Below are 26,584 nucleotides of genomic sequence, written 5' to 3'. Positions count from 1 at the left end.
TCCGCCTAATCCGCGTCATCCGCGTACCTGGTTCTTATTAATCTTGAAGGCTGTAAGCCTGACCCCAAATTAGCCCGGGGTTTTAACCCTGGATTATGATAATCACACTCCCACCCTCTCTAGCAGCTTTTATATATTAAGACAGGAAGAACTAAATGTTAAGATTTGAGCTGTTATTTCTACCCTGTACACCCTGGCAAATTACCCTGTACACCATACAAAACCAGCCTGTACACTCTACCAGGTTACCCTGTACAGGGTAATTTTAACAGGTCGGGACTCTTGTATTAGTATCTCCCTTTTTAACAGGCAGTTACATGGCTATTAATACATAGTCTTATGCAGATAACGATACAGGTGACAGATGAAGTTGCAGATAAAAAGAAACGTCTGCAACACTTTATCGTTTGATAACATGAATGTTACACCGACAGGTGACAGATGGCAGATACTTTTTGAAAACTTTATGTATATATGACAAATGACAAACGCCATTGCAAATAAAAGAGGCATTTGCAATGGCGTTATATTCTAATAAACAGGATATTATAAGCAATTATTGCAAATAACAAATAAATCCGAAAAACTTTTAGGTAGAATTACGTTATTCCATCTTCCGGTAATAACGCGGTGTATAACCGGGCAGTAATTCAGGATGAAATACCCACACCAGGTCTTTCAACAGATAATCCGGATGGATCGGAAACTCCTCATAATAAGGGACAACACCCGTATTACAGGTATAGATCCGACGGTTCTTGAAGGCATCAAAGTTCTCGTAGGGAGTATACTCGGTACGCAGATCTTTGTATGTCATATCATTTGCCTGATTATATTTGATCAGCCATATATCGGCATGGATGGCTTTATCGAGCACGGTTTCAAAAGCCAGAGGTGTGCTGCCTGCTCCGGGAAGATCCTTAAAGATATAATCTGCACCGGCATCGGCATACAAATGGGCGATGTAGCTATCGCCGGCCGGCATATACCAGGAAGAGCCGAATTTCTTTTCGGAGATGACGGTCGGACGGTTGGTCACGGTCTTTGCCAGTTCTTTCAGTTCCAGGTAGCTTTGTTCCGTTTCGCGGAAGATGGAGTCTGCCATCGCACTCTTTCCAAACAACAAGCCATAGAAACGTATCCATTCAGTCCGTCCCAGAGGCAACGACTCCATATAGTCGGCTGCCTCGATAATTGGGATACCCAGTTTCTCAGCCGGGCCATACCCCGCATTCTGAAAGGGGGAAGCGATAATGATCTCCGCCCCTATATCGATGATCTTTTCTATATTCGGCGAAGTTGCTTCACCCAAATCGGCAATCCGTCCGGCACGCAGACCTTCCTGAATGGCAGGAGTATCCATATATCGGGGTTCGCATACACCGATCACCTTATCAGCTTCATTCAGCTGATCGATAATAGCAGCATGCACGGAGGTATAGACAACTATATTACGAATAGGAGTCCGCACCACTGTTCCTTTCGGCAGATTATCCGGTACCGACTGCTCACGGTCTACCAAAAGGTACCGTTGCAGGATACGGGTACTGTCCCAGGGGTCACGGACTTCGACGGAAGTATAGTCGTCGAAATATTGAACTGTAAATCCTTGGGCGTAACGGATGGTGTCGGAACTTAATAAATCACTTCCGGTAGTGTTCTGAACTTTGGACTGAGTACACGAAACAGCCCAAAGCACAAATATTATGAAAAAACAAATTTGTTTCAAATCACAAAGTGTTTTTACTTATTAGTCATAAATACAAATTCTGACGGATAAGGAAGCGTTTCAAACTGAGACTTCAACTTTCCTTCAGAAGAGAAGATATAAACATCTCCATTGTTCTTCTTATTGCTTTTCCCTACATAGATATCACCTGTAACGGGATCAACACCGATACCATTAGGAGAGCTGACTACAGTTCCATCTGTGATAAAATTATCACTCAACAGCTTCTCGTTTTTCAGGTCGTATTTATAAAACTTCACTTCATTTGCATAATAATCATTGAACATGATATATGCGATATCATCCGCAACAGTCATTTTATAAGCCTTAATACCTTCTACAGTCTTTACTTCGTCTGTTTTAGCATCAATACGTTGCACAATATACGATTTATCATCTGAATAGTCGCTCATACAAATAACATATACATCACCATCTGAATCTGAATAGATATAATTCGGGTTCAATGACACTGTAATTGTTTTTTCGAATTTAAAGCTATTAATATCGATAACAGAAACACTGGTACTTTGACTCGGCCAGTTCATTCCATCTGTATCTGCCGTATAGATACGACCATTGGCAACCGTTATGCCGTCAGGGTTAGGACCTACTTTCACATAGCCTTCAACAGCCATCGATGCAGTATCTATTTTAGCTACATAACCGTCAAAAGTAGTCAGATACACTTTGTCTTTATAGGCAGCAAACATACGTGGAGCACGTGTTGCACCCTGATCGTCAGTCAAAGTCAACTGCTTCAAGCTTGTAGCATCGGCAGCATCCAATATTTCAACAGTCTTGGAACCATACACCGATACATATAGTTTAGAACCATATTTAATCATGTGTTGTCCCATATCTCCCAAAGCACGGTTATTCTGTTTCTTAAAAATATCTTCTGTTACCTTTCCTTCTGAGTCCAAATAAGAAATTCCGGTATTATTATCACCAAAACTACCACCATCCAGAATATAAACACCTGTTACTTCTTCCGGGATCTCTACATCCGGTCCATTCTTATCGTCATCATCACTACAAGAAGAAAAAGCCAGCACTGCACAAGCAAGACAGGCAAACCAATAAAAATTCTTTTTCATTTCTAATTACATTAATTGTTTGTTAACCAAAATCTATTCTTAATACACAAAAACAAGCCCTCCCCGGAAAGAACGTCCGGGCATGGGGTAGTACTTTATCACATCATAATTTATATTACCGACATTTATAATATCAAACTGCAACCGCAAAGAACAGGAAGCAAAAGTAAACGATCGATTCAGCGAAATCGTTTGTTCCGCATAACGATCTATCAGATTCCTTCCTATATTTTGGGGACTTGCATAGCGGTCTCCTACCACGGTCAATAAATAAGACACATTGACCCAGGGCATTTGGAATGCCACAGATACATTTCCTGAATGTCGTGGAGTATAAGGTATTTGATCCCGATAATTCTTCTCAGTCTCGTCTGTTATATCTATCGCATGTTGCCAGGAATAAGAAGCTTGTCCGGATAAAGAAATATTTTTCCATAAAGGAACCTCTGCCGACAAGTTGACATCAATTCCCCCGATTGAAACTTCCCCCATATTCATCATTTTCCAGATGAACATAGTCGGTATGGCAACGATCTTATCACTCACACGATTATAATAACCATCCACAGATGCATTCAGATAATTAATAAAAGGTAACGAACCACTCCAGGTCATTCCCAGGTTATATTGAGTTGCACGCTCCGGTTTCAAATTGGTATTTCCCATCCGCAGATAATACAGGTCATTAAAAGTCGGAACACGGAATATATCTTTATAAGAAGCTCGTAAACGGAAATTATATTCAGGCATAACCCTCCATGATAAACTGACTGCCGGTGATAATCGTTTACGGTCAGACGGCTTGTCGCCTCTTTCTACTTTCTCGGTTATATAAGTTCCCAATAAACTGGCTGTGGCAGTCAATCTTGTATCTTTATATTGGGCGGCCAAAGCCGTTAAAGAAGTATATCTTTTTGGGAAAGGACATTCCGGAATGGTATTATCCAATGTATTGATGAAATAATCTTCAGCCAAAGAAAACAAAAGATGATCTGTCAGTGAATATAAACCGGATACGGAAAGATAATATTCCTTTTGTGTATACCGGTCATCCTGTCTTCCCGACTCATACTTATTATCAACATCCAAATGGCGCATCCAGGAGTAATTATATTTGGCCTGTGCCTGCAAAGCGAACTTTTCAGTTATACGATTCTCATAACGAGCTTGTGCAAAGGCATTCCGATCCCACAAGCGTTCACCTGAATAATCATTGTAGAGAATTACAGACCCTGGCAGTCCTCTGTGGGAATCAAAATAATATCCTTTCATCGACAGCGTACCGGCTTTTCCCAAATCACCTGCAAAATTAAGTTCTGTACGCCAGGATTCGATATCACTGTTATTTCTTTTCTTCTTTTCTACCAAGTCACCGTTCACTAAGGTAAACGGATAATTACCATCAGCCCGCAAATAATCGCCATGCCAGGAGGCATACCATTTTTTACCGAACTTCTGCTCATAACGTAAATAAGGATTCACAAGACCGAATGACCCCGCTTTCAATTGAGCTTTCAAATGGAAAGGAGAAGATGTAAAGTCCGGAGAACTAGTCTTCACACTCAACGCCCCCGCCGATGCATACATCCGGGCTGTCTGGAAAATATCGTCGGTCTGTCCGATCGAAAGTGAAACCATTTCTACATTATCCAGTGAGAAGCGGCTGATATCGACCTGTCCGCTCTGGGCATCCGTTATCGTCACGCCATCATAGCTGACGGCTGTATGTTGTGCCCCCAGGCTGCGCACAGAAACAGTCTTCAGTCCTCCTATCCCACCGTAATCCTTTACGGTAGCACCGGAAAAACGCTTTACCGCTTCCGACAGGTCCTGTATCCCCAACCGCTCAATACCGGCACGATCCATCACCTGCAAAGGAGTCGCTTCGCGGGTAGTGGACGGACGTGCCTTCTCCACCACTTCGACACCTTTCAGCTGGTGATAAGCAGTCGTATCAATTGTCTGTGCATACACAGCAGGCACACACAGAAGTATACCAACCAGGCATACAATCATTTTAACATATAATATTCGCATATCTTCAGGTCTATCAATACCTTACCCGAGGTATCGCATCAACAGAATGATGGCAGGTTTTCTGACTCGTTCTCCCATGATCGGCCGCCTTCCCAACTTTGCAGTCAGTGGCAACAAGATTTGCCGGGGTTACAGAACTTACAGCTACGGGTACAGTTCCGGATTCACACCGGATTCCCTTTTACTAACGGATAGTGGAAACTAAGCCGTTACACCATAATTCGATGGCAAAAGTACTAAATATATCGGAAATCCCTATTATCCGACCTGCCACTTTTCTATAATTGTGGGTCTGGGCACTAATCAATATCCGCCTTCTTTTCTGACTGATTATCGAAATGTTTATCGTACTTTTACATTAAACACCTGATTTACCTGTAAATAATAAAAATTCGAGTAGTTCGTCAGGAAGGTAATAGAAAGGTTAATCGATACATTGATTTTTACTACCTTGACATGATCATTTCGGTCGGTTACAGGGTTTCTAGCAAAAGAGGTGTACAGTTCAGGCAATGGGCAATAAAATAATAATAGAGATTAAACAAATATATGTAATTATTCTTTATGGAAGATATTTAATCTGGATTATTTTTTTACATGACACGCTACGCTTCAACTATGGTCGCCCACCCTCCCTACCCTCTGTCTACTGTTAACTGCTCTGTCAGTAGCAACAATATTTACCGAATCTATAGAACTGCATTGATTTTTTACTCTGTAAGCAGCGCTGGAACTCCATCCATCATCTTGAATTTCGGGACATTCAAAGGGACTTCAAATTCACCAGCATATTTTTCGTAAAGAGATTTTGCAACAACAACCGGGTCTTCAGCACTTATATGAGCAGGGAAAACAGTTGTCTCCCTCGTCCAATCTTCTTGTAACCGTAAGAGATCATCCGTATAATGACGACTATCCCATTTCGTACCGTCAGCTAATGATTTGTCTATCGAGTTATAAAAATGTCTCCATCTACGCCCGTAATAATCACGCATCATTCCTGACCATTGTTTAGCTGCATAATCATTAAGTTCACCATCAAATGCCCAAACTGAAATAATTTTACGGGCATTCCATTCATATTGTTTTTTCTCATCTTGTGTGTGTCCCCAGCGTTTTGCTCTTTCAAGCCATGCCCCCAACAAAAATTCTGAATTAGTAGCCAATTGCCGATCGATATCGTTTATTAATTCATCCATCTTTTCATAAGCAGCTTTCAAAGCATCTCGATCTTTATTTAGATAGGCTGTAATAAGTTTTCCATAATAAAGAGGCGCTAATAAACCTAATGCATGCCGTGTCACGTTCACAATATCGAATTGATAAGTTTTCTCTTTACCTACTTCATCTGAGATATCTAAAAAAGATTTCCAAATCAATGCGAAAGTCTTATCAGGTTTTGCAGCCTTATAAGTAAATGACGGTTGGGCCTGTAGGATATTTCCATGATTCTGATTCTGCTGATAAACTGTTTGATGTAATTTACCCCAAACTTCCCGAGCTTTAAGAAAGTCTTTCCCATAACGCCGTTTAACAAATCCACTAAGCCACTCCGTGATATCAGGAATGGAAGCACGCCAAATCATATCCGATTGAAACTCGTCAATAACAGGATTATAGCAAAGACCTTCCATAGCATATCCAATTCCAGCCATATTACCCGAAGCTTTCCCTCGCTGTTCAAGGGCTTTACGCAGATCCGCGGCCATAATGTCAAGCCCTCCATGTAAACTAACCTGTCCTCCGAAATTCTGGATAATACACCAAATCCACGGTTGACCGAAAAAGGCATTTTCAAATTTAGGCCAGCCCGGCGTCACATCGCAATATAAGTCAAGAATCAGTAATTTACCCTGTGGAACACTCCGGAAGAACGCCTCGGCTTGCGGTGCTTGCCAAAACTCCGTATTAAAATGAACGAAAGGCCAACTTTGCAACATCCAAACAGCTTCGGAATCGACAGACTGCATAGATTGATAGATAGATGATCCCATTTTGCGTATAAATTCGGGATCATTATTCTCGGGCGGCATTTCAATAAATGGATCCGAAGCATAAAGATGATTAGTTCCGAAAAGTTTCGTTTGCTCTTCGAGAAATATTTTTCCAATTTCAATAAAATACGGATCAGCAGGATCAACAAAATAAGTCGGTTCAAAATTAACCCATGGAGATAGTTTGACCAGCTTAGCATTTTTATCAACGTCTTTCAATTTACGCGGGACGTGTCCACTAAATCCCTGTAAAACGGGGGTCATTCCAAGTTCACGTTCCCGTTTGAGAATTTTCTTTTGAAGTTCAATATGATCATCGATCCACGAATTAGGAAGCGGTCCTGCCCAGCGGTCGATACACCCCATCCAACCAAATGGCAAATAACCTGGTCCAACATAGAAATCCTGCATCTGTTCCTCTGATAAACCTAGACGTTTTCCAACATTCCGCCAAATACCTTCCTGACCAGTCACCGCTAAAGGAACATTAATACCGTAAAGAGCCATCAGATCAATCATCCATTCCCAATCGTTCCAATCCCACCATGCTAATGTATAAGCAAATGTGCAATAATTAAAATAATAACGGTATTGATACAGAGATACAATCCTTACGACTTCTGCTATTTGGGGTAACAGATCTGGTATGTTCAGTTGTCGATCACGAAAAGTGATCTGACAATGACAGTAATGTTTCAAATACCAGTTTAGTCCCGAAGCCATCGAAACGCCGTTGTTGCCACGAATCACGAGGATTTCATCATCACTTTGCAGTTCGAAAACATCTAAATCATTATCAGAAGGAATTTCTTCAAACCGAACTTTGTCTACAAGTTCTGGAACAACTCTTTTCAGAAGATTATCCGCTGCCACGACAGAATCACTTGTATGCAGACTATGCCCGGACACACAACTACTAGTCGTAAACATTGTAAAACTCGAAAAAGCACTAAGAGCTCCAATACATGTAATGCTTTTTGTCAAAAAATCCCGTCGAGAAAGATGATAACCATCATAATAAAGTCTATTTTTCGTTTTGGTTATTATTTTTTTCTTTTCCATATATGAAATATTATGGTTGTTCAATAATCTTATAAATATCAAACAGGAACTGTGGCAAAAGTACATTCTTTTATGGCGGAATCGACCCACCATTTCACCCCGAATATTGTATATCAACGTTGTACACAAGTACAAGAGAACAGAATGATCACTTTTGACACAGCTTCCTTTTATAAAAACTAAAAGATCTCTACTTTTTAGTTTCCATCATTGGTGGCACCATTTTCCCATCCTGGATTCTGACCGAGATTCGGATTTAGATTTAATGCTGCTCTAGGAATAGGATATAAATATTGCTTTGATCCCCAAACTTTAAGATGATCTTCATTGGTACGCCATGCCAAATAGTATCCTACGCCATCACCTGCAGGATGAACCTGTAACAAAGGTGAATCAGGATTTGTACTTACCGCAACTTTATATACATTCGGATTATTGCATAAAGCATCTGCCTTTGCCAGCTCAGCCTCGTCTGTATAATAGATCACATCATGAGTTCCATCATGATCTATGTCTAACGGCAGGTTAATAAAAGGAATATACATACCCGTCCAACTCATTTTAAATAAATTTCCACATTTCCAACGACGAACATCATCAAAACGGACCCCCTCAAATGATAGTTCAATTCCACGCTCACGGCGTATTTCCAAAATCACCGGATCAGAAATATTTGGATAATAAGTATTTTTCAAATAATTATCCACTACAGTCGGTTTGCTCGTAAGACCTCCCGTAATACCTGCACGTTCCCGTAAAGCACCTATCGTTTTACTCCAGTCATCATTCGTAAATGTCCCTAATTCAGCTTTTGCCTCGGCATAATTAAGCAACACTTCTCCATAACGTATCACCTGTAAGGCATGAGTACTTAACTGAGCTGCATCAGGAGCCGTCGCATCAACACAAAGTTTATACATCTGATAACCTAACCGACCGATACCATTCAATAATGGTAACGCAAGATTTCCTTCACGTTTATATCCCGGATAACGAAGTGTAGCACTCAATCGTTCATCACGATTTTGAAATTCCTCGTAAAAATCCTCATATTGCCACCCCGGACGATCTGTATAAGGCGTACCATTTTTTTGCAAATAAGTACATACAAAAGGACGAATAAAATGCGTTGTAACTGTAATTCCCGTCGACCAATACCAATTAGTACTATGCATTATACCTAAAGACTCACTTCCCGTAATAGCTAAAATTGTTTCGGTAGTAGGAGGATTATTACTGGTGAATAATTCACGATAACTGGGGTTTAGCCGTTTTCCCGAACTCTGCATTACTTCGTATGCCGCATCTTCAGCTCGTTTCAACCACGTGTCAGCCGATGTTGCTAAATTCAGATTATGATATTTCCGAAAAGTACCTTCAAATAATGCAACGCGAGAGGCAAAAGCCAATACAGCCCACTTGGTAACATAGGTACACTGGGTCGCATCTGTAGTACGGGTTATATTCTGAGCTGCAAACATCAAATCTTCATACACCTTTTCCATCACGAGTTCTCGTGAATCACGTGAGCCATACAATATATCCTCATCTTGAGGATCCAATGGACGATCTACCCAAGGTACGTCACCAAATGTCTTCACCTTATCGAAATAGAACCATGCACGAAAGAACCTGGCAAGTCCGATATAATTATTTCTTACCTCTTCCGGAACATCAGGATTCGTACAATTAACAATAAAGTAATTCAAGTTACGCAAATTCGCCCAGTTCCAGCCCGTACTCGTATTTTCACTGACTCCATTCAGTAGAACAAAAGGTAGAATAGACTGAGCAGCACAATAATCAGTAGGAATCGCACCGAAACCTTCATAACCTCCTTCTATTGCGCCTTGCACAGTAGGAGACGGGAAAATTTCATAAAATGACATAGAATAGGCAGACAAACCTTCTTCACTACTGAAAACAGAGTTCTTGTCGATAGTGGAAACTGGTTCTTCATTCAATTCACAACCTGGCAACAAGAACGCTATAGCTAGTAATATAAATAAATACTTTTTCATATTCTGGAAGTAAAAGATTAAACTAAAAAGTAACTGAAACACCAAGTGAGAAAGTCTTCAACAAAGGGTATCCGTTTCCTGATCCTTGATCAAAACTACCATCGCCGTCAGGATCTGTCGTTCCCATCGCAGTAAGAACATCCATGCTATTTTTTGTTACCTTGTAGAGAGGCGACCAACTTGCTAGATTTTCACCACTCAAATAGATACGGGCATTCTTTGCACCTATCTTTGATGACCATGATTCAGGTAGCGTATAACCTATCTGCAAATTCTTCAACATCAAATAAGCTGCATTTTGCAAATATCTATCGTTCGCTTCAAATACCGGAGGATTCTGACCTCCCCTATAGCGTGGTAAATAAGCACCTGTATTTTCCGGTGTCCAATAATTACCTAGATGCCATGACGGTATTTGGTTGTATGCCCGATTATACTGTCCCCAAAAAGCAGATTCCGCTCCCGGATACCAATTCATTTTGCCTACCCCTTGGAAGAACGCAGATAAGAAAAATCCATTCCAATCAGCACTCAAAGTAAAACTATACTGATAACGAGGAGAAGAGTTACCGATAATAGTCATATCTCCGGGATTATCTACCGTTTGATCGCCTTTAGTAATCATATTATCAGGACTATTATCCAAATTTTGAATCTTCAGGTCACCTGCATGCCATTTAGAATCAGAAGAAGGTGTAAAAATAGTATTGACATATTCTTCCGGCGTCGGATCATGTTGGAATAATCCATCCGTTTTAAATCCCCAAATCTCACCAACGGTCATTCCTTCGTAATAATCCGTAAATCGCTTGGTTGGATTGTTATACTTGTCGATTTTCGATACATAGTCGTATAGAGTTGCACGAATCTGATAATTGAAGTTTTTATCAGCTAGCATGAATTGATCTTGCCAATTCAGGGTAAGTTCAAATCCCTTCGTTGTCATCCCTGCATAATTACCTTTAGGAGCGGCAGCACCAAAAATATCAGGTAAAGTAGGTCCCGGTACATACATATCCGTCGTTTTTCGAATGTAATAATCACCATTGAAACGTAATTTACCTTTTAATACTCCAAAATCCAATCCAATATTCGTAGTGGTAGCTTTTTCCCATGTCAGTCCATCCGGAATAGGATTGGGAGCACTTGTTCTTTTACGCAACGCACCATCAAGTACCAACCTCGAGTTAGAAATGTATAACAAATCCAAGTATTGATAAGGAGAAATGTTCCCATTACCTAAAGAGCCATAAGAAGCACGCACCTTAGCATCTGATAAAATATTATCATTCACATGCCAGAACGATTCTTCCGAAACTCTCCATGCACCTGAAATAGAAGGGAAAAATCCCCATTGCTGATTGTTCGGAAATCGAGAAGAACCATCATATCGTCCATTTACTTCCACCAAATAACGATTCTTATAACTATAGTTCAGGCGGAAAAACGTACCCAATGTTCTCCACCTAACATACTCTGCTGATGGATAAATAGACTTTCCGGTAGCTAATTGCACGCTTTCTGCACTTTCAATTAACAACCCGTTACGCGAAATGCTGTTCACTTTAAAAGTAGATGTTTCGTAATTCCAACCGGCCATCGCTTTTAAATAATGATCTTCCGCAAATGTATTTTCATACTCTGCATAAATATTGGAAGCCGTATACATCGTTTTACCTGTCCGTTCAAGGATACTTCCTAATTCGTCTCCAAATATTCCAGTAGGAGCTGTTGCATTCGCATTATCATAGAACGGAACTTTAACCGCTTTTTCAAAACGTTCGCCAACATCATAACTAAAAGTATAATCTCCATTAACACGTAATGTATTATTAAGGAAATTAGCACTAAAACCGACTGTATTTTTAAACAAATTTCTCGTATTATCCCTATAATTCGTTTTATTAATCAAACCGCCAATACCAAAAGCCCCTGTACGTGTATAAGTCCCATCAGGGTTATATATCGGCATTGTTGGAAAGCCTGTTACTTCAATACAACGCTCGGGAGTAAGAAAGCCAGAAGCAGCTCCGAAAAGAGGTTGATGGAAATAATCTCGAGAAAATTCCATATTATTGGAAATACGTAACCATTTCGTAGCCATAAGGGAACCTTTAGCCCTTAGATTATAGGCCTTATAATCATCCGGATTAAAGTTAAACATACCATCGAAACCATAAAAACGTCCTGAAATATAAAAATCGCTCTTATCGCTCCCCCCTGAAATATTCAAGTTATGATCCTGAGCAAAAGAGTGGTCTTTATATAAAAGATCATAATGGTCCATGTTGTAATAATACTCATAATCTCCATTTGGTAATATTTCAGTCTTCGGTCCTGCGCCTGATGCTTTCCAAGCCCTCATGCGTTCCAGCCATGCATCACTATAGGGTTGAAAACCATTCAGATTTTCCGGTACTGTTCCGTTCTGGTTCCACCACGCTTCTCTGAAATGTTCCAAATAAGTCACACCATCAGTTACATACTCTGGCTTTTTCGCAATCGATCTGAGAGAAAAGTTTCCGGTATAATTAACTGATACTTTACCTTTTTGTGGAGCTTTTGTTGTTATCAACACTACTCCAAAAGCTGCTCTAGCACCATAAATAGCAGCCGAAGCGGCATCTTTCAAAACACTGACACTTGCAATATCATTGGGGTTAAGCAAAGAAGGATCTCCTTCCACACCATCTATTAAAACCAAAGCATTACCTCCCTGCCCAATTGAAGTAGTACCGCGTATATTGAAAGAAGCAGCACGTTGGGGTTTTCCGTCTGCCAAACTTATATTCAAGTTGGGAACAGCACCTTGTAACGCCTGCGTAGCATTAGGAAATGATCGACCTTCAAACACTTCAGTTCCTACTGCATCTACAGCGCCGCTAATATTTACCTTTTTCTGTACGCCATATCCCACTACGACTACACCCTCCAATTGCTTAGCATTCTCTTGCAGAACGATTCTTAAATCTCTGCCATCCGTGACTTTAACATCTTTGCTTACAAACCCCAGATAAGAAACACTAATTACGCTATTCTGAGGTACTTCCAAACTGAACTTACCATCAATGTCCGAAACCGTTCCTGTCTGTTGAGATTTTATTGTAATCGAAGCTCCTGAAAGAGGTTCGTTTTGAGCATCCAAAACAGTTCCTTTAACAATAATCTTATTTAATGTCTGATCAGTTGTTCTATTTGCTCCCTTCCTCAGTATGATTCTTTTATTTTTTATCTCATATGAGATATCATACGGCCCAAACACCATATTCAAAACTTCCCGGATACTTTTCCCCTCTACATCAATATCGACAGGAGCATCTACATCAATATCACTATACAAGAAAGTATAATCAGTTTTCTTTTCTAATGTAGATATTAATTCTTTTATCGTTTGCTTCTTCAGCGTAATATCTATTTTTTGTGCTGATTGAGCTATGGCAGTAGTATTTATCACTACAAAAAAGGAAAAAAATGCCAATAAGAATATTATTTTTTTAACCATATGTACAGATTTAAGTTGATTTAAATATTTTATCAATAAAAATATTCACCCAATAGTTTAAAAATATCAATGATATTTCTAACTTTGTCAATTAGAGTTTATATAGAATAAGCCATAGGGATATTGATTTTCAGCATCCTTGAATTTATTCGATATAATATCTATTATGTATTACTTTATTTACCTCAGATTTGAGGTAATATACCTTAAGAGTATAGAGAATGGCAGTTCTCTATACTTTTTATTTATTTATATGATATTGTCACCTCCTCTCCTTCTATCCTATATATAATAGGCGTTATACTATTGATCAGTTCTAACATTTCACGCAAAGATTCTTCTTTTATCGTAAGTCCGTACCTCTTCGATACCGGCATATTTTGCACATTGATATGAACTCCATACCAACGTTCCAATTTCTTTATCATTTCATCCGTATATATATTGTTTATTTTTAAAACATTTTGTCGCCATATACTTTCTGTATAAGCCTCACAGTCAGTGATTGTTGTTACTATACTCTTTTTATCTATAGTAGCTTGTTCGTTCGGATTCAATGTAGCCAGAAAACTATTATCATCGTGCATCCGAACCTCCACCTTACCTCTCTCTAATGAAACCTTAATATTTGGATCGTCAGCATATGCAGATACATTGAAAGCTGTGCCCAATACCTGAATATTAATTGAGTCGACCTCCACATTGAAAGGTAAATACTCGTTCTTTTTCACATCGAAGAAGGCTTCCCCTTTCAATTTTATACTTCTATTCGATTGATTGAAATTGGAAGTATAACTTATTTCCGATTCGGAATTTAACCAAATATGAGTTCCATCCGGTAATAATATCTGATTTTTCTGTCCTTTTCCAGACAAGACTGTATATTCCTGAACATTTGCCACATACTCTTCTTTATTATCCATAAATAATAGAGAAATATTTATAAGCAATATCGGCATCATAATAATGGCAGCAATTTTCCACCAGTTGAATACTCTTTTTACAACTATCGCTTTATGATCTATAATATTATGTACAGACTGAAGAATATTATTTTTTGTTAATGTATCCATTGGTATTACATCGTTTTCATTATTCCAAATGAAATCCAATTCTTTTTTGAACATTTCATCGGACATTTCATTAACCACAGACCGGAAGTCAGTCAACTCCTTTTTGGTCAACTTACCATGAAAATATTTGTGCAACAACTCTCTTAACAATAATGTATTCTCCATATTTTAGTATACAGTTTTAGATAATACGGAAAAAGTCAAAAATTGTCCCGACTTTTTTGAAAAAAATCCTTTCCACATTCCAAAAACTATAAAAAGCCGAATAAAATCCATATAGAAGATTTTATTCGGCCTCCCAGTCATTCCGGCAGATATCACCTAAGACTCATTATCGACTGATAATAAACAAGATAATCAAAGCCAAAGCATTTTTTATTATATTTACAATAATCGACGATTGATTCCTGATTGTTTTCTCAGAAAGATTCAACTTCTCTGCAATCTCGACATTAGAATACCCTTTTTCATATTTCAATTCAAAGATAGCACGTTGTTTATCTGAAATCTTTCTCTTAGCCAACGATAATAGTTTCAAAAAATCTTCCGAACTCTCTTCCATCGAGTTCTCTAAAGGATGTTCTATATCATTTTGTAGAAAAAGCTCAAAATCTATATTGTTTAGCTTTATCCTAAATGAATCAATGATCAAATTATGGGATATAGTAAAAAGAAAAGATTTGAAAGATTTATCCGGTGAAATCTTCTCCCTCATATACCAGACTTTTAAAAAAGTCTCTTGTAGAATATCTTCTGATTCAGAACGAGATTTCGTCATTTTCAATATAAAGCTATATAAACTATCAGCATATAAATTGTAAAGTTTATCGAAAGCGTCATAATCACCTCGCTTCAATTCCGATATCAATTCATATTCCTTATCTATATAAGCACGTTTATGACCACCGAATATCTTCATTTCTTCATTCGTCAATTGAGATTTTCCTGATTGTCTGATTTAAGTTATAGTTATTTTCTTTCAGTTTGTCCAAAGCTTCCGCGTCAGACAAGCCAAATAAAATCCGGAGTATCCCGACAGCCCGTTCCCTTAATTTCTCATTGAGACATTCCAGTTCCGTCATATAACAGCCATATACTTTCCCTAGTCGAATCATGACGGTTGTCGAAATAAAATTAAGTACCTTCTTTGTCGCGGAACCAGCTTTCATCCGAGTACTGCCGGCGATTAATTCTCCCCCTGTATTCAAAGGTAAGACATAATCACAAAAAGGAAGTTCCTTATCAACAGCCTGAATCATAACCGATAAAGCCCCCTCTTTTTTTGCATAAGCTAACGCGGACTGCACATAAAAAGCCTTTCCGCTTACGGAAATACCAATAACCACATCCTTCTGTGAAACATTAGCCATTAATAATTCTGGAACAGCACTTGCATCCTCCTCGAAATTCTGTTCTATATCTATCGCGGCATCCGTTATACCCCCAGAAATAAACGTTAACACCTTATCTCGCGGAAAACCAAACGTACAAGCTAATTCTACCGCATCTATCGCAGCTAAACGCCCACTTGTTCCACATCCTACATAAATCAACCGGCCTCCATTTGACAATTTAGGAACAATCTGATCGATAATAGATTTGAGAACCGGTAATGAATCTTTCAATCTCGATCCGGCCTCTTGTTCCAACATAAACAACTTCTCCAACACAGAGGCCGTATCCAATTTGTTTAACATAAGAGAGGCGTCATACGGTTGTTCCGTTCGCATATCGGAATAAGCTAAAACCTGACGGTTCTCAATAACAAAACTATTCCCTCTGGCCAACAACACAGCTCCAATCAACGGTAATTGATTGCCTTCCTTAAAAACACGTACTCGTAACTTTTTTTGGTTATACATGGGATAATGGCTCAAACACTTCTCTAATTTTGATTCCAAATTCCAATCCAATGAAGTAACGGCATTCGCTAATCCGCCCGCTATACAAAACTCCTCAACCCCATAAATCACAGAAGAAGAATAAATCACTCCGGCCAGATTATCCAAATAAGTATTCCTTAAATTTTCATGTTCTTTTTCTGTAAAGAACTCACATAAACTATTACTGTTTCCCAACCGAGCATATTTCGATACACCGACAAGAGTATCAAAATTAGAATCTGGTTGTGTATAAACCGATCCTAAAAGAGGCAACTGAACCGAAGCCTCACACCATCTTCGTCCATTTCTCAACACCACAAAACCCAACCCGGTACCAATAGGCGCTATTCCATAACAAACGTTACCGGATAAATAATCTAAACTCGCCGCACCAATACAAGCCGCTTCCGCATCGTTAATTAAAACAACCGGGGCTCCGATTTGTTCTTTCAAATAGTCGATCCACTCCTTTGACATCAATGCACTTAAATGAGAAGCACATAATGCCACTCCACTACCGTCATAGTGAACGATACCCGCAGACGAGATCCCAATCCCATCTATTTTCCTCGCATCAATATTCAAGTCCCTTAACAAGAGTTCCAAACTCTGAATAAAATCATAAACTGTCGCCTCACGACCTAAATGGCTACTCACCCGAACCGGCTTCTTATGACGACACTCCATAGCCAATTGTCGGGCCGAACAATCATCATCGCATGAGACAAGCATTCCTTTTAACCAGGATCCACCAATATCAATCCCTAAAAAATGTTTTTTCATTTCTTATTCACAATAATCTTTTGTTGATTTATCATATATATAACGCATACATCAATTAGAATTAACGCTCGATAGTTGAAACACATTTTTTAAGACCGGTACCAAGAAACTGTTAATACCCAAAGCAAATTCCAAAGAGAAAAACAATAAGGCAATCACATATAACATGCTTGTGTGTTGAATTTTCATTTTCGATTGATAAAAAATTTAATGTTAAAAAGTCCGTACCTTTAATCTTTATCGTATCAAATCCGAACAATACTCTAATATTCAATCATTATAAAATACTCGATCCGATTCCTGCACAATATTCGCAAAATTTATCGACACCTACAAATAAACGACCAGAAATTTCATCAATTCACAAAGCCTACATTCTATATTGCAGATCCGGACGATAATTTACACTTTACCTTCTACTTGGCCTTTCCCTTTTGAACATAACGAGGAAAAGTAATATCTTTACACCCCGAATTGGTTTCATTGTTACCGTTCGTTTAGGTTATTAGATACATTTAAGGATTAGACAAAAAGATGACAGACAAGGAAGTATTGTTACTGCGACGCAAATTGGACCTTTTGCTGCGTACAGGCAAATTATTGATGGAAAGTGCTGCCGACACCAACCGTATTGAACGGAATATGAAACGAGTAGCAGCTTTTATGGGTATCCCGGAAGAAAAATTACATATCGATATCCGGTGGACGATGATCATGGTGAATGTGAGCGATGAAAGGAACTCGTTTTCCAAATTCCAGAAATGTGAGAAACATGGCATTAACATGACCACTATCTCACAAGTCAGCGACCTCTCCTGGCATGCCATCGAAAAAGATTATTCGCTGGACAAATACGAAGAAGAACTGGAAAAGATAGCCCGGAAACCACGCAACTATGTACCTTATATTGTCGCTATCGGTGCAGGATTTGCCTGTGGAGGATTCTGTAAACTGTTCGGTTCCGACTGGATTGCCTTTCTGTTCGCTTCCATTTGTGCATTCATTGGTTTCAGGGTACGTGCACGATGCGTTGAAGCCGGCTTAAACGTATATATGAGCATAGCACTAGCCGCTTTTATAGCCACCTGTACAGCATACCTCTCCTCTTTTTCGGGCTTATCCGAGACACCCTACCATCCGCTACTCGCCTGTGCTCTGTTCATTGTGCCGGGAGTGCCGCTGATCAACTTTGTGGACGATATGCTCGACAACCATTTGCTGGTTGGGATGACACGTGCCGCCAATACCGCTATGATGGTAGGTGCAATGACTTTCGGTATCGCATTCGCGCTGCGCATACTGGTCATGAATGATGTTGCGATCGACCATAAATTCAGCGAATTAAGCATGGTTCCCCATGATCCTTATTATGTTTATGCAATCGCCGCTGCTATCGCTGCTATGGGATTCTCAATGATATTCAATATACAGCGCCGCCTGTTATGGGTCGTTGCCGTTGGTGGTATCATTGCTGTGTGTACCCGTAACTTTGTGAACTTCGAACTCGGTTACGGTCCTGTGATCGGCTCGTTCATGGGAAGTTTCGTGGTCAGCCTCCTGGCTGTCAAGGCAGTCCATTGGTTTCATGTCCCCAACCATGTATTAACGATCCCGTCGGTAATCCCTATGATCCCCGGAGTCCTGATGTACCGCTCCCTGTTAGCTTTCATCAACCTGCACGGAGTGATCGGCGAGGTAACGAATGCATTCTTCAACGGTATCAATTCAGCCCTTATCATTCTCTGTATTTCACTGGGAGTTGCCGTTCCGAATATTTTTGCCCGTCAATACATTGCAAAAGACCGGAAAAAGTATTTGCAGGAAGAATTGGAGAAACGCCGGCAACGTGGCAAGTTCCTAGAATGGTAAAAAATAATTTTCCGAAGATAAAACAAGGGGCTGCCTATACTATTTTAGGCAGCCTCTTACATATATTAATATAGGGAGAGGAATAATTTCCTCTTTTTTTAACAATGAGAAACACAACAACTGTTTTCGACGGACTTTGCATTCAACCCTAAAATAACCGCTTATTGACAAATCAGAGGGGGCTTTACGCCCTCGAATTGTTCCATATTTCATAATGGTTGGTTTATTTCAGAACACAACACAATTTAGTTTAAAGTTTAACTAAGTGCAAAAAAGCCAAAAAAGTAATATCTTCGGTTTTCCGGCGGGTTGTTTTCGTAATATTGCAGGGTTGAAAACAAATTGATGAGGTTAAAAAGAATTGTATGGGAGAAACAAAAGGTTATGTTTCGCAGGTTATCGGTCCGGTAGTGGATATTCACTTCGATAATGAAAAAGAAGAGAAAATTGTGTTACCACGCATCCATGATGCCATGGAGATAACCCGCCCCAATGGAAAAGTGCTGATTGTTGAAGTACAGCAGCATATTGGGGAAAACACAGTCCGTACAGTGGCTATGGACACGACGGACGGACTGCAGCGAGGAATGAAAGCCGTATCATGCGGTTCGCCCATTACCATGCCTGTTGGAGACCAGGTAAAAGGGCGTTTGATGAATGTGACCGGTGATTCGATCGACGGGATGGAAGAACTGGATCGTAAAGGAGCTCTTCCCATCCATCGTGAACCACCGAAGTTTGAGGATTTAACAACCAGTAAGGACGTCCTTTACACAGGTATTAAAGTGATCGATCTGCTGGAACCTTATTCCAAGGGTGGTAAAATCGGACTTTTCGGTGGTGCCGGTGTAGGTAAGACAGTTCTTATCATGGAACTGATCAATAACATTGCCAAGAAGAACAACGGATTCTCTGTTTTCGCCGGTGTAGGTGAACGTACCCGTGAAGGTAACGACCTGCTGCGCGAGATGATCCAGTCGAACGTGATCCGTTATGGTAAGGAATTTAAAGAAAGTATGGAAGCCGGTCATTGGGACCTGTCGAAGATAGACCATGAAGAACTGGCGAAATCGCAGGCTACCCTGGTATTCGGGCAGATGAACGAACCCCCGGGAGCACGTTCTTCGGTAGCCCTATCCGGTTTAACAATAGCCGAATCGTTCCGCGACCTGGCTCCGGAGGGCGAGACACGCGATATCCTGTTCTTTATTGATAATATCTTCCGTTTCACACAAGCCGGTTCGGAAGTATCCGCCCTGTTGGGTCGTATGCCGTCTGCCGTAGGTTATCAACCGACCCTGGCAACAGAAATGGGTGCTATGCAGGAACGCATCACTTCGACAAAGAAAGGCTCCATCACATCCGTACAAGCTGTGTATGTGCCCGCCGACGACTTGACAGACCCGGCTCCGGCAACCACCTTTACACACCTGGATGCAACCACCGTGTTGAGCCGTAAGATCACGGAGCTCGGTATCTATCCGGCTGTCGACCCGTTGGAATCGACTTCCCGTATCCTCGACCCGCTGGTTGTCGGCAAAGAACATTACGAAACAGCCCAGCGTGTAAAACAGATCCTCCAGCGTAACAAGGAATTGCAGGACATCATCTCAATCCTGGGTATGGAGGAACTTTCGGACGAGGACCGCCAGACGGTTAACCGCGCCCGCCGCGTACAACGCTTCCTGTCGCAGCCTTTCGCCGTGGCGGAACAGTTCACCGGCGTACCGGGCGTAATGGTCTCTATCGAAGATACGATCCGCGGATTCAATATGATCATGGACGGAGAGACAGACGATATCCCTGAACAGGCCTTCCTGAATGTAGGAACGATTGAAGATGTGATTGAAAAAGGAAAGAAACTGGCAGAACAAGCAAATTAATAAAGCATGGAACTGGAAATCATATCCCCCGACGGCATTTTATTCAAAGGAGAAACGAATTATGTATCCTTTCCGGGTACGGCAGGCTCGTTCGACGTGCTGCCTCATCACGCTCCGATGATAGCTGCCCTCGAAGCAGGGGCGATCCGGTACCAGGCAAATGGGAAAGAAGAGCAACAGGAAATAAATATACAGAGCGGATTTGTCGAGATAAAAGACGATATCCTGTCCGTATGCATCGAATAAAAAAATACGATCATGAGCGGTAGATTAAGAATGAAGCTAATGGGCTTGACTACCTTTATTAATGTAGTTATCGGCGTCTCTTTGGGGGGGCTGTTATACACCATCTGGCCTTCACACTATTTTGAGTGGTATCCGTCAATACCGGTATTCTATTGGTTAAGCAGTATGTTAATGATCTTTTTTCTGGATCATGTGAAACGGAAACACGGAGACGTTACAGTAGTTACTTATATGGTAGTCCGTCTGTGCAAGTTCACCCTCGCATTAGTTTTCCTTTGGCTCTACGCCGTCTTGGTCAAACAAAACCTGAAAGCTTTCGGTTTTACGATGATGTTGTTCTATTTCATTTATCTTGTGCTGGAAACATATACATTGTATCTGTTTGAGAAAAAGAGAATGAAAAGTGAAAAGAAAGAAAAAGATGAGCAGAATAAAAAACAATAGCCTGTTATGGTTTACCTTCTTGTTACTGGCATGGATCAGCTTTCCGGCAAGTGCTGCCGCTGAAAACAAACCGGGTGAGGTGGATGTGCAGGATATCGTTTTTTCTCACATCAAGGACGCTTATACCTGGCATATCACGGAATGGAACGGAAAGGAAATATCCATACCCCTTCCCATCCTGCTGAAAAGTGAAGAGCGCGGATGGGACCTGTTCCTCTCCTCGCATCTGCATCATGGAAATGTGCATCACAACTACTATATTGCAGAAGAAGGTGATCATGCCGGTAAGGTAGTGGAGAAAAACAGCAAAGGAGAAGAAGTCAAACCGCTGGACCTGTCGCTGACCAAAAATGTCTGCGGCCTGTTGCTCAGTTGCGGGATACTGCTTTTCATCGTCCTCAGGACAGCCCGATGGTATAAGAAGCATCCGAATGAAGCTCCGGGCGGATTTACGGGACTGATGGAAATGGCGGTCATGTTCATCCACGAAGGAGTGGTGAAGGAAGGGATCGGTAAGGAATACAAGCCTTTCTCCTCATACCTGCTGACGGTGTTCTTCTTTATCCTGATCAATAACCTGATCGGTATCATTCCGGTATTCCCCGGAGGTGCCAACATCACAGGTAATATTACGATCACCGCCGTACTGGCAGTTTGTACCTTCCTGGCAGTAAACTTGTTTGCTACCAAGGCGTACTGGAAAGAGATATTCTGGCCGAATGCCCCTATCTTCCTGAAACTGCCTTTGCCGATCATGCCCTTCGTGGAATTTTTTGGCGTATTCACAAAGCCGTTTGCCCTGATGATCCGTCTGTTTGCCAATATCATGGCAGGGCATACGATCATTCTGGCACTGACTTGCCTGATATTTATCACCGCCTCGATGGGGACAGCTATCAACGGCACGATGACAGTCGTTTCCGTATTGTTCACCGTGTTCATGAACTGCCTCGAACTGTTGGTGGCATGCTTGCAAGCCTATATATTCACCTTACTGTCCGCCAACTATATCGGACTGGCCAAGGTACGGGAATAAACAAACATATTATTAAAAACAAGGTTACTAATTCATTTAAAAGATTGAAACTATGTTATCAGCAATTTTATTACAAGCAGCAACAGCCGGTATGGGCATCGCAAAACTTGGAGCAACCGTAGGTGCAGGATTAGCCGCTATCGGCGCAGGTATCGGTATCGGACTGATTGGAAAAGGAGCAGTTGAAGGAATCAGCCGCCAGCCGTCGGCAGCCGGTGATATCCGTACATCCATGCTTATCATGGGTGCGTTGGTGGAAGGTGTCGCCCTGTTTGCGATCGTAGTATGTTTCTTAGGATTGTTCCAATAAAATAAAAACGAACTATGTCATTGCTCACACCAGACGCAGGGCTTTTATTCTGGATGATCCTTTCTTTCGGAATCGTCTTTGTCATTCTGTCCAAGTATGGCTTTCCGGTCATTATCAAGGCCGTGGAACAACGGAAAAAATACATCGATCGTTCCCTTGAATCGGCTCGCCAGGCAAACGAACAGCTTGCCGGCATCCAGGCCGAAGGAGAAAAGATTCTTGCCCAGGCAAGAGAGCAGCAGAATACGATTCTGAAAGAAGCCCTGGTCGAAAAAGAACAGATTATCAGCGAAGCCCGGCAAAAGGCTTCGGCTGAAGCGCATATGCAACTGGAAGAGGCTACCCGGCGCATCCGGGAGGAAAAAGACAAAGCGATCCGCGAAGTCCGCACCGAGATAGCCGACCTGTCCGTTGCCATTGCAGAGAAAGTAATGAAAGAGGAGATCAGCCGCACGGATGAACAGGAAAAGATCATCAACGGGCTGCTCGACAATGTTTCGTTTAGTAAATCATAATATATGGATGTAGGTACAATCTCTTCCCGGTACGTCAAAGCACTCTTTTCACTGGCAAAAGACAAGCAGCAGGAAACCCGGGTATATGATGATATGAAGATGCTGGCCGTCAGTTTCGAGCAGGAGCCGGGACTGAAAGCCGTACTGGATAACCCGATCTTTCCGGAAGAGGAAAAAGTGAAGTTGCTCAAAACGGCGGCCGGACTGGAAGTCTGCGAGCTGTTTATCCGCTTTATCCGCCTGGTACTTCAGCGCAAAAGAGAGAGCTTGCTACCGCTTATGGCATACATTTATATCCATATGTACCGGAAGGATAAAAAGATTACCCGGGTATTATTCAAAACTCCCGTTCCGGTAGACGAAGCTACGCAGGAACATTTGAAGGAACGGCTGAAAAAAGAAACCGGCAATACCATCGAGTTCATGGGAGTGACGAGGCCGGAACTGATCGGAGGTTTCGTGCTACGTATCGGTAACTACCGGATAGATGCCAGCTATGCCCGACAACTCCGGGAGATCAGGAATCAGCTAATCGAAAAAAATTAAAAAGTAAAACGTATGACAGACCAGATAAAAGTAAGTGAAGTTTCCGCCATATTACGCCAGCAGCTGGAAGGTATTCAAACCAGTATCCAGCTGGAGGAGGTAGGTACCGTACTCCAGGTGAGCGACGGTGTGGCGCGTATCTACGGACTGGATAATGCCGAGGCCAACGAATTGCTACAGTTCGACAACGGTATGGAGGCTATCGTCATGAACCTGGAAGAAGACAATGTGGGTGCCGTACTGCTCGGCCCGACCGACCAGGTGAAAGAAGGCGATACCGTAAAACGTACTCGCCGTATCGCATCCATCAACGTGAACGAAAATATGATCGGACGTGTAATCGACCCGCTGGGAAACCCGATCGACGGAAAAGGGGAGATTACCGGTAAAAAATACCAGATGCCTCTGGAACGGAAAGCACCGGGCGTGATTTTCCGCCAGCCGGTAAACGAACCGTTGCAGACCGGAATCAAGGCAGTCGATGCCATGATCCCTATCGGACGCGGACAACGTGAGTTGATCATCGGCGACCGCCAGACGGGAAAGACCTCTATCGCCATCGACGCGATCATCAACCAGCGCAGTAATTACGAAGCCGGGAAACCCGTTTATTGTATATACGTTGCAATCGGGCAGAAAGGTTCGACCGTGGCTTCCCTGGTCAATACATTACAGGAAAAAGGAGCGATGGACTACACGATCGTGGTCAGCGCCACGGCTTCCGACCCGGCTGCCATGCAGTACTTCGCTCCTTTCGCCGGAGCGGCTATCGGCGAGTTCTTCCGCGACAGCGGACGCCATGCACTGGTCGTTTACGATGACTTGTCCAAACAGGCAGTAGCTTACCGTGAAGTATCTCTGATTCTTCGCCGTCCTTCCGGACGTGAAGCCTATCCGGGTGATATTTTCTATCTGCACTCCCGTTTGCTGGAACGTGCAGCCAAGATCATCAACCAGCAGGAAGTGGCAAGCGAAATGAATGACCTGCCGGAAAGCATGAAAGATCTTGTGAAAGGTGGCGGCTCCCTGACTGCCCTACCGATCATCGAGACACAGGCCGGCGACGTTTCCGCCTATATCCCGACGAACGTGATCTCTATCACCGACGGACAGATATTCCTCGAAACAGACCTGTTCAACCAGGGTAACCGCCCGGCTATCAATGTGGGTATTTCCGTTTCCCGTGTAGGTGGTAACGCCCAGTTGAAAGCGATGAAAAAGGTGGCCGGTACACTGAAGATCGATCAGGCGCAATTCCGCGAGTTGGAATCGTTCACTAAATTCGGCGGCGAGATGGATGCGGTTACGGCCTTCACGATCGATAAAGGACAAAAGAATACACAACTGCTGATACAGCCCCAATACAACCCGATGCCCGTGGAACAGCAAATAGCAATCCTGTACTGCGGTACACAAGGCTTGTTGAAGGAAGTTCCGTTGAATAAAGTACACGAATTTGAGAAGGCATTCCTTCAGACGTTGATCACCAATCATCAGAAGGACGTACTGGATGTATTGAAATCCGGTGTGATAAACGATGAAGTCCGTAATATCCTGGAAGAGACGGCAAAACAATTGAAAATTGAAAGTTGAAAATTGAAAATTACAATAAGCAACATTTAATTTTCAATTTTCAATTCTCCATTTTCAATTAAAAAGATATGTCATCACTGAAAGAAATAAAAGTTCGCCTTGCGTCGATCCGGAATACGCAGAAGATCACTTCAGCCATGAAGATGGTGTCTTCTGCCAAGCTGCATCATACGCAGACGATTATCGAACATTTGCTGGTATACGAGAACAAGCTGAGCGCCATACTGAGCGGGACCTTGTCTGCCGAGAATGATTTGAATTCACCTTATACAGCAGTGCGTAAGGTGAAACAGGTCGCTATTGTCGCTTTTTCATCCAATACCGGATTATGCGGTATTTTCAACGCCAACGTATGGAAGGAGCTGTCTGCCCGCCTCCACCAATATGAGGCGGACGGTATCGCCGTACACATTTATCCGGTCGGAAAGAAAATAGCGGACGAGCTGCATAAAGCAGGTTACCAGACAGACGACAGCTTCCTGACAATCGGTGACAAACCGGCTTACGAAGATGCAGCACGGCTGGCTACGGCATTGATGGACTTATATACTACCGGGCAAGCAGACCGGGTAGAACTGCTTTACCATCATTTCAAGAATATGGCGGAGCAGGTGCTGACTGAAAAAACGTTCCTGCCGGTCACCTTACCGGAGACAGACCCGGCAAAGGAATCGCTGAATTATATCCTGGAACCGTCGGCAGAGCAACTACTGGCTTTGCTGTTGCCCAAAGTTCTCCACCTGCATATCTACACGACTTTGCTCGACACCGTCACGGCTGAACATGCCGCCCGCATGCTCGCCATGCAGACGGCCAACGACAATGCCAACGACCTGATCCAGGAACTGACATTGCAATACAATAAAACCCGCCAGCAGGCAATCACAAACGAATTGCTGGATATTATGGGCGGGAGTGGTCAATAATCTTCTACTTATAATGATCGAAGCCCCGGCGA

General features: G+C 41.9%; 19 protein-coding genes, 1 pseudogene and 1 riboswitch. Of the genes and pseudogenes, 11 read left to right on the top strand and 9 right to left on the bottom strand.

All coding sequences use genetic code 11. The annotated features are described in order from the left end of the window. Positions 1-604: 604 nt before the first annotated feature. The 3 genes from DXD68_RS22505 to DXD68_RS22495 are packed head-to-tail and all read right to left on the bottom strand — an operon-like array spanning position 605 to position 4,866. The gene (locus tag DXD68_RS22505; RefSeq protein WP_122363698.1) at positions 605-1,729 is read right to left on the bottom strand and encodes an ABC transporter substrate-binding protein; all 1,125 of its coding nucleotides are present in this window, start codon (positions 1,727-1,729) and stop codon (positions 605-607) included. Positions 1,730-1,743: 14 nt separating this feature from the next. Continuing rightward, complete coding sequence (locus DXD68_RS22500; RefSeq protein ID WP_122363697.1) at positions 1,744-2,829, bottom strand: DUF5074 domain-containing protein; 1,086 nt, start codon at positions 2,827-2,829, stop codon at positions 1,744-1,746. 39 nt (positions 2,830-2,868) lie between these two features. Further along, entirely contained in the window at positions 2,869-4,866 is a 1,998-nt protein-coding gene (locus DXD68_RS22495) for a TonB-dependent receptor plug domain-containing protein (protein ID WP_122363696.1), read from the bottom strand. Positions 4,867-4,899: 33 nt separating this feature from the next. Beyond that, a riboswitch (cobalamin riboswitch) is annotated at positions 4,900-5,100 on the bottom strand. Positions 5,101-5,253: 153 nt separating this feature from the next. Here DXD68_RS22495 and rhuM point away from each other — a divergent pair. After that, a pseudogene (gene rhuM, locus DXD68_RS24605) lies at positions 5,254-5,385 on the top strand (RhuM family protein); the annotation flags it as partial. 191 nt (positions 5,386-5,576) lie between these two features. On the opposite strand, the gene DXD68_RS22485 reads toward rhuM, so the two are convergent. The 6 genes from DXD68_RS22485 to DXD68_RS22460 all read right to left on the bottom strand — a co-directional run bounded on the left by DXD68_RS22485 (position 5,577) and on the right by DXD68_RS22460 (position 17,184). Continuing rightward, on the bottom strand, positions 5,577-7,922 hold the full coding sequence (locus tag DXD68_RS22485; RefSeq protein WP_158585925.1) for an alpha-N-acetylglucosaminidase: 2,346 nt from the start codon (positions 7,920-7,922) through the stop codon (positions 5,577-5,579). A 197-nt stretch (positions 7,923-8,119) separates the two neighbouring features. Continuing rightward, entirely contained in the window at positions 8,120-9,904 is a 1,785-nt protein-coding gene (locus DXD68_RS22480) for a RagB/SusD family nutrient uptake outer membrane protein (protein WP_233577272.1), read from the bottom strand. A gap of 61 nt (positions 9,905-9,965) precedes the next feature. After that, positions 9,966-13,445, bottom strand: coding sequence for a TonB-dependent receptor (locus tag DXD68_RS22475; RefSeq protein WP_122363694.1), 3,480 nt, complete (start codon positions 13,443-13,445; stop codon positions 9,966-9,968). Between the two features lie 245 nt (positions 13,446-13,690). Beyond that, positions 13,691-14,683, bottom strand: coding sequence for a FecR family protein (locus DXD68_RS22470; RefSeq protein WP_122363693.1), 993 nt, complete (start codon positions 14,681-14,683; stop codon positions 13,691-13,693). Between the two features lie 166 nt (positions 14,684-14,849). Next, positions 14,850-15,437, bottom strand: a complete 588-nt coding sequence (locus DXD68_RS22465; RefSeq protein WP_122363692.1) for an RNA polymerase sigma factor — start codon at positions 15,435-15,437, stop codon at positions 14,850-14,852. A 4-nt stretch (positions 15,438-15,441) separates the two neighbouring features. Further along, complete coding sequence (locus DXD68_RS22460; RefSeq protein ID WP_122363691.1) at positions 15,442-17,184, bottom strand: N-acetylmuramic acid 6-phosphate etherase; 1,743 nt, start codon at positions 17,182-17,184, stop codon at positions 15,442-15,444. A 534-nt stretch (positions 17,185-17,718) separates the two neighbouring features. Here DXD68_RS22460 and DXD68_RS22455 point away from each other — a divergent pair. The 10 genes from DXD68_RS22455 (at position 17,719) to DXD68_RS22410 (ending at position 26,552) form a co-directional block, all read left to right on the top strand. Next, positions 17,719-19,053, top strand: a complete 1,335-nt coding sequence (locus DXD68_RS22455; protein ID WP_122363690.1) for a threonine/serine exporter ThrE family protein — start codon at positions 17,719-17,721, stop codon at positions 19,051-19,053. 365 nt (positions 19,054-19,418) lie between these two features. After that, positions 19,419-20,936, top strand: a complete 1,518-nt coding sequence (gene atpD, locus DXD68_RS22450; RefSeq protein WP_122354306.1) for a F0F1 ATP synthase subunit beta — start codon at positions 19,419-19,421, stop codon at positions 20,934-20,936. Between the two features lie 6 nt (positions 20,937-20,942). Next, positions 20,943-21,182, top strand: coding sequence for a F0F1 ATP synthase subunit epsilon (locus tag DXD68_RS22445; protein WP_122354307.1), 240 nt, complete (start codon positions 20,943-20,945; stop codon positions 21,180-21,182). A 12-nt stretch (positions 21,183-21,194) separates the two neighbouring features. Beyond that, positions 21,195-21,626 carry a hypothetical protein gene (locus DXD68_RS22440; protein ID WP_122363689.1) on the top strand — a complete coding sequence of 144 codons (432 nt, stop codon included), beginning with the start codon at positions 21,195-21,197 and terminating at the stop codon, positions 21,624-21,626. Further along, the gene (atpB, locus tag DXD68_RS22435) at positions 21,604-22,662 is read left to right on the top strand and encodes a F0F1 ATP synthase subunit A (RefSeq protein WP_122363688.1); all 1,059 of its coding nucleotides are present in this window, start codon (positions 21,604-21,606) and stop codon (positions 22,660-22,662) included. The genes DXD68_RS22440 and atpB overlap by 23 nt, the downstream gene beginning before the upstream one ends. 52 nt (positions 22,663-22,714) lie before the next feature. Continuing rightward, complete coding sequence (gene atpE / locus DXD68_RS22430) at positions 22,715-22,972, top strand: ATP synthase F0 subunit C (protein ID WP_122354310.1); 258 nt, start codon at positions 22,715-22,717, stop codon at positions 22,970-22,972. 14 nt (positions 22,973-22,986) lie between these two features. After that, positions 22,987-23,487, top strand: coding sequence for a F0F1 ATP synthase subunit B (gene atpF / locus DXD68_RS22425; protein ID WP_122363687.1), 501 nt, complete (start codon positions 22,987-22,989; stop codon positions 23,485-23,487). A gap of 3 nt (positions 23,488-23,490) precedes the next feature. Next, positions 23,491-24,033: a F0F1 ATP synthase subunit delta gene (locus DXD68_RS22420; protein ID WP_122354312.1), complete on the top strand. Its 543-nt coding sequence runs from the start codon at positions 23,491-23,493 to the stop codon at positions 24,031-24,033. Between the two features lie 12 nt (positions 24,034-24,045). Then, positions 24,046-25,626 (top strand): F0F1 ATP synthase subunit alpha, encoded by a 1,581-nt coding sequence (gene atpA, locus DXD68_RS22415; RefSeq protein ID WP_122363686.1) that lies wholly within the window; start codon positions 24,046-24,048, stop codon positions 25,624-25,626. A gap of 68 nt (positions 25,627-25,694) precedes the next feature. Further along, positions 25,695-26,552 carry a F0F1 ATP synthase subunit gamma gene (locus DXD68_RS22410; protein WP_122363685.1) on the top strand — a complete coding sequence of 286 codons (858 nt, stop codon included), beginning with the start codon at positions 25,695-25,697 and terminating at the stop codon, positions 26,550-26,552. The last annotated feature ends 32 nt before the right edge of the window (positions 26,553-26,584 follow it).

This window comes from Parabacteroides sp. TM07-1AC (assembly GCF_003480915.1).
GTDB lineage: Bacteria > Bacteroidota > Bacteroidia > Bacteroidales > Tannerellaceae > Parabacteroides > Parabacteroides chongii.
This window is presented reverse-complemented; position numbering and strand designations above follow the sequence as displayed.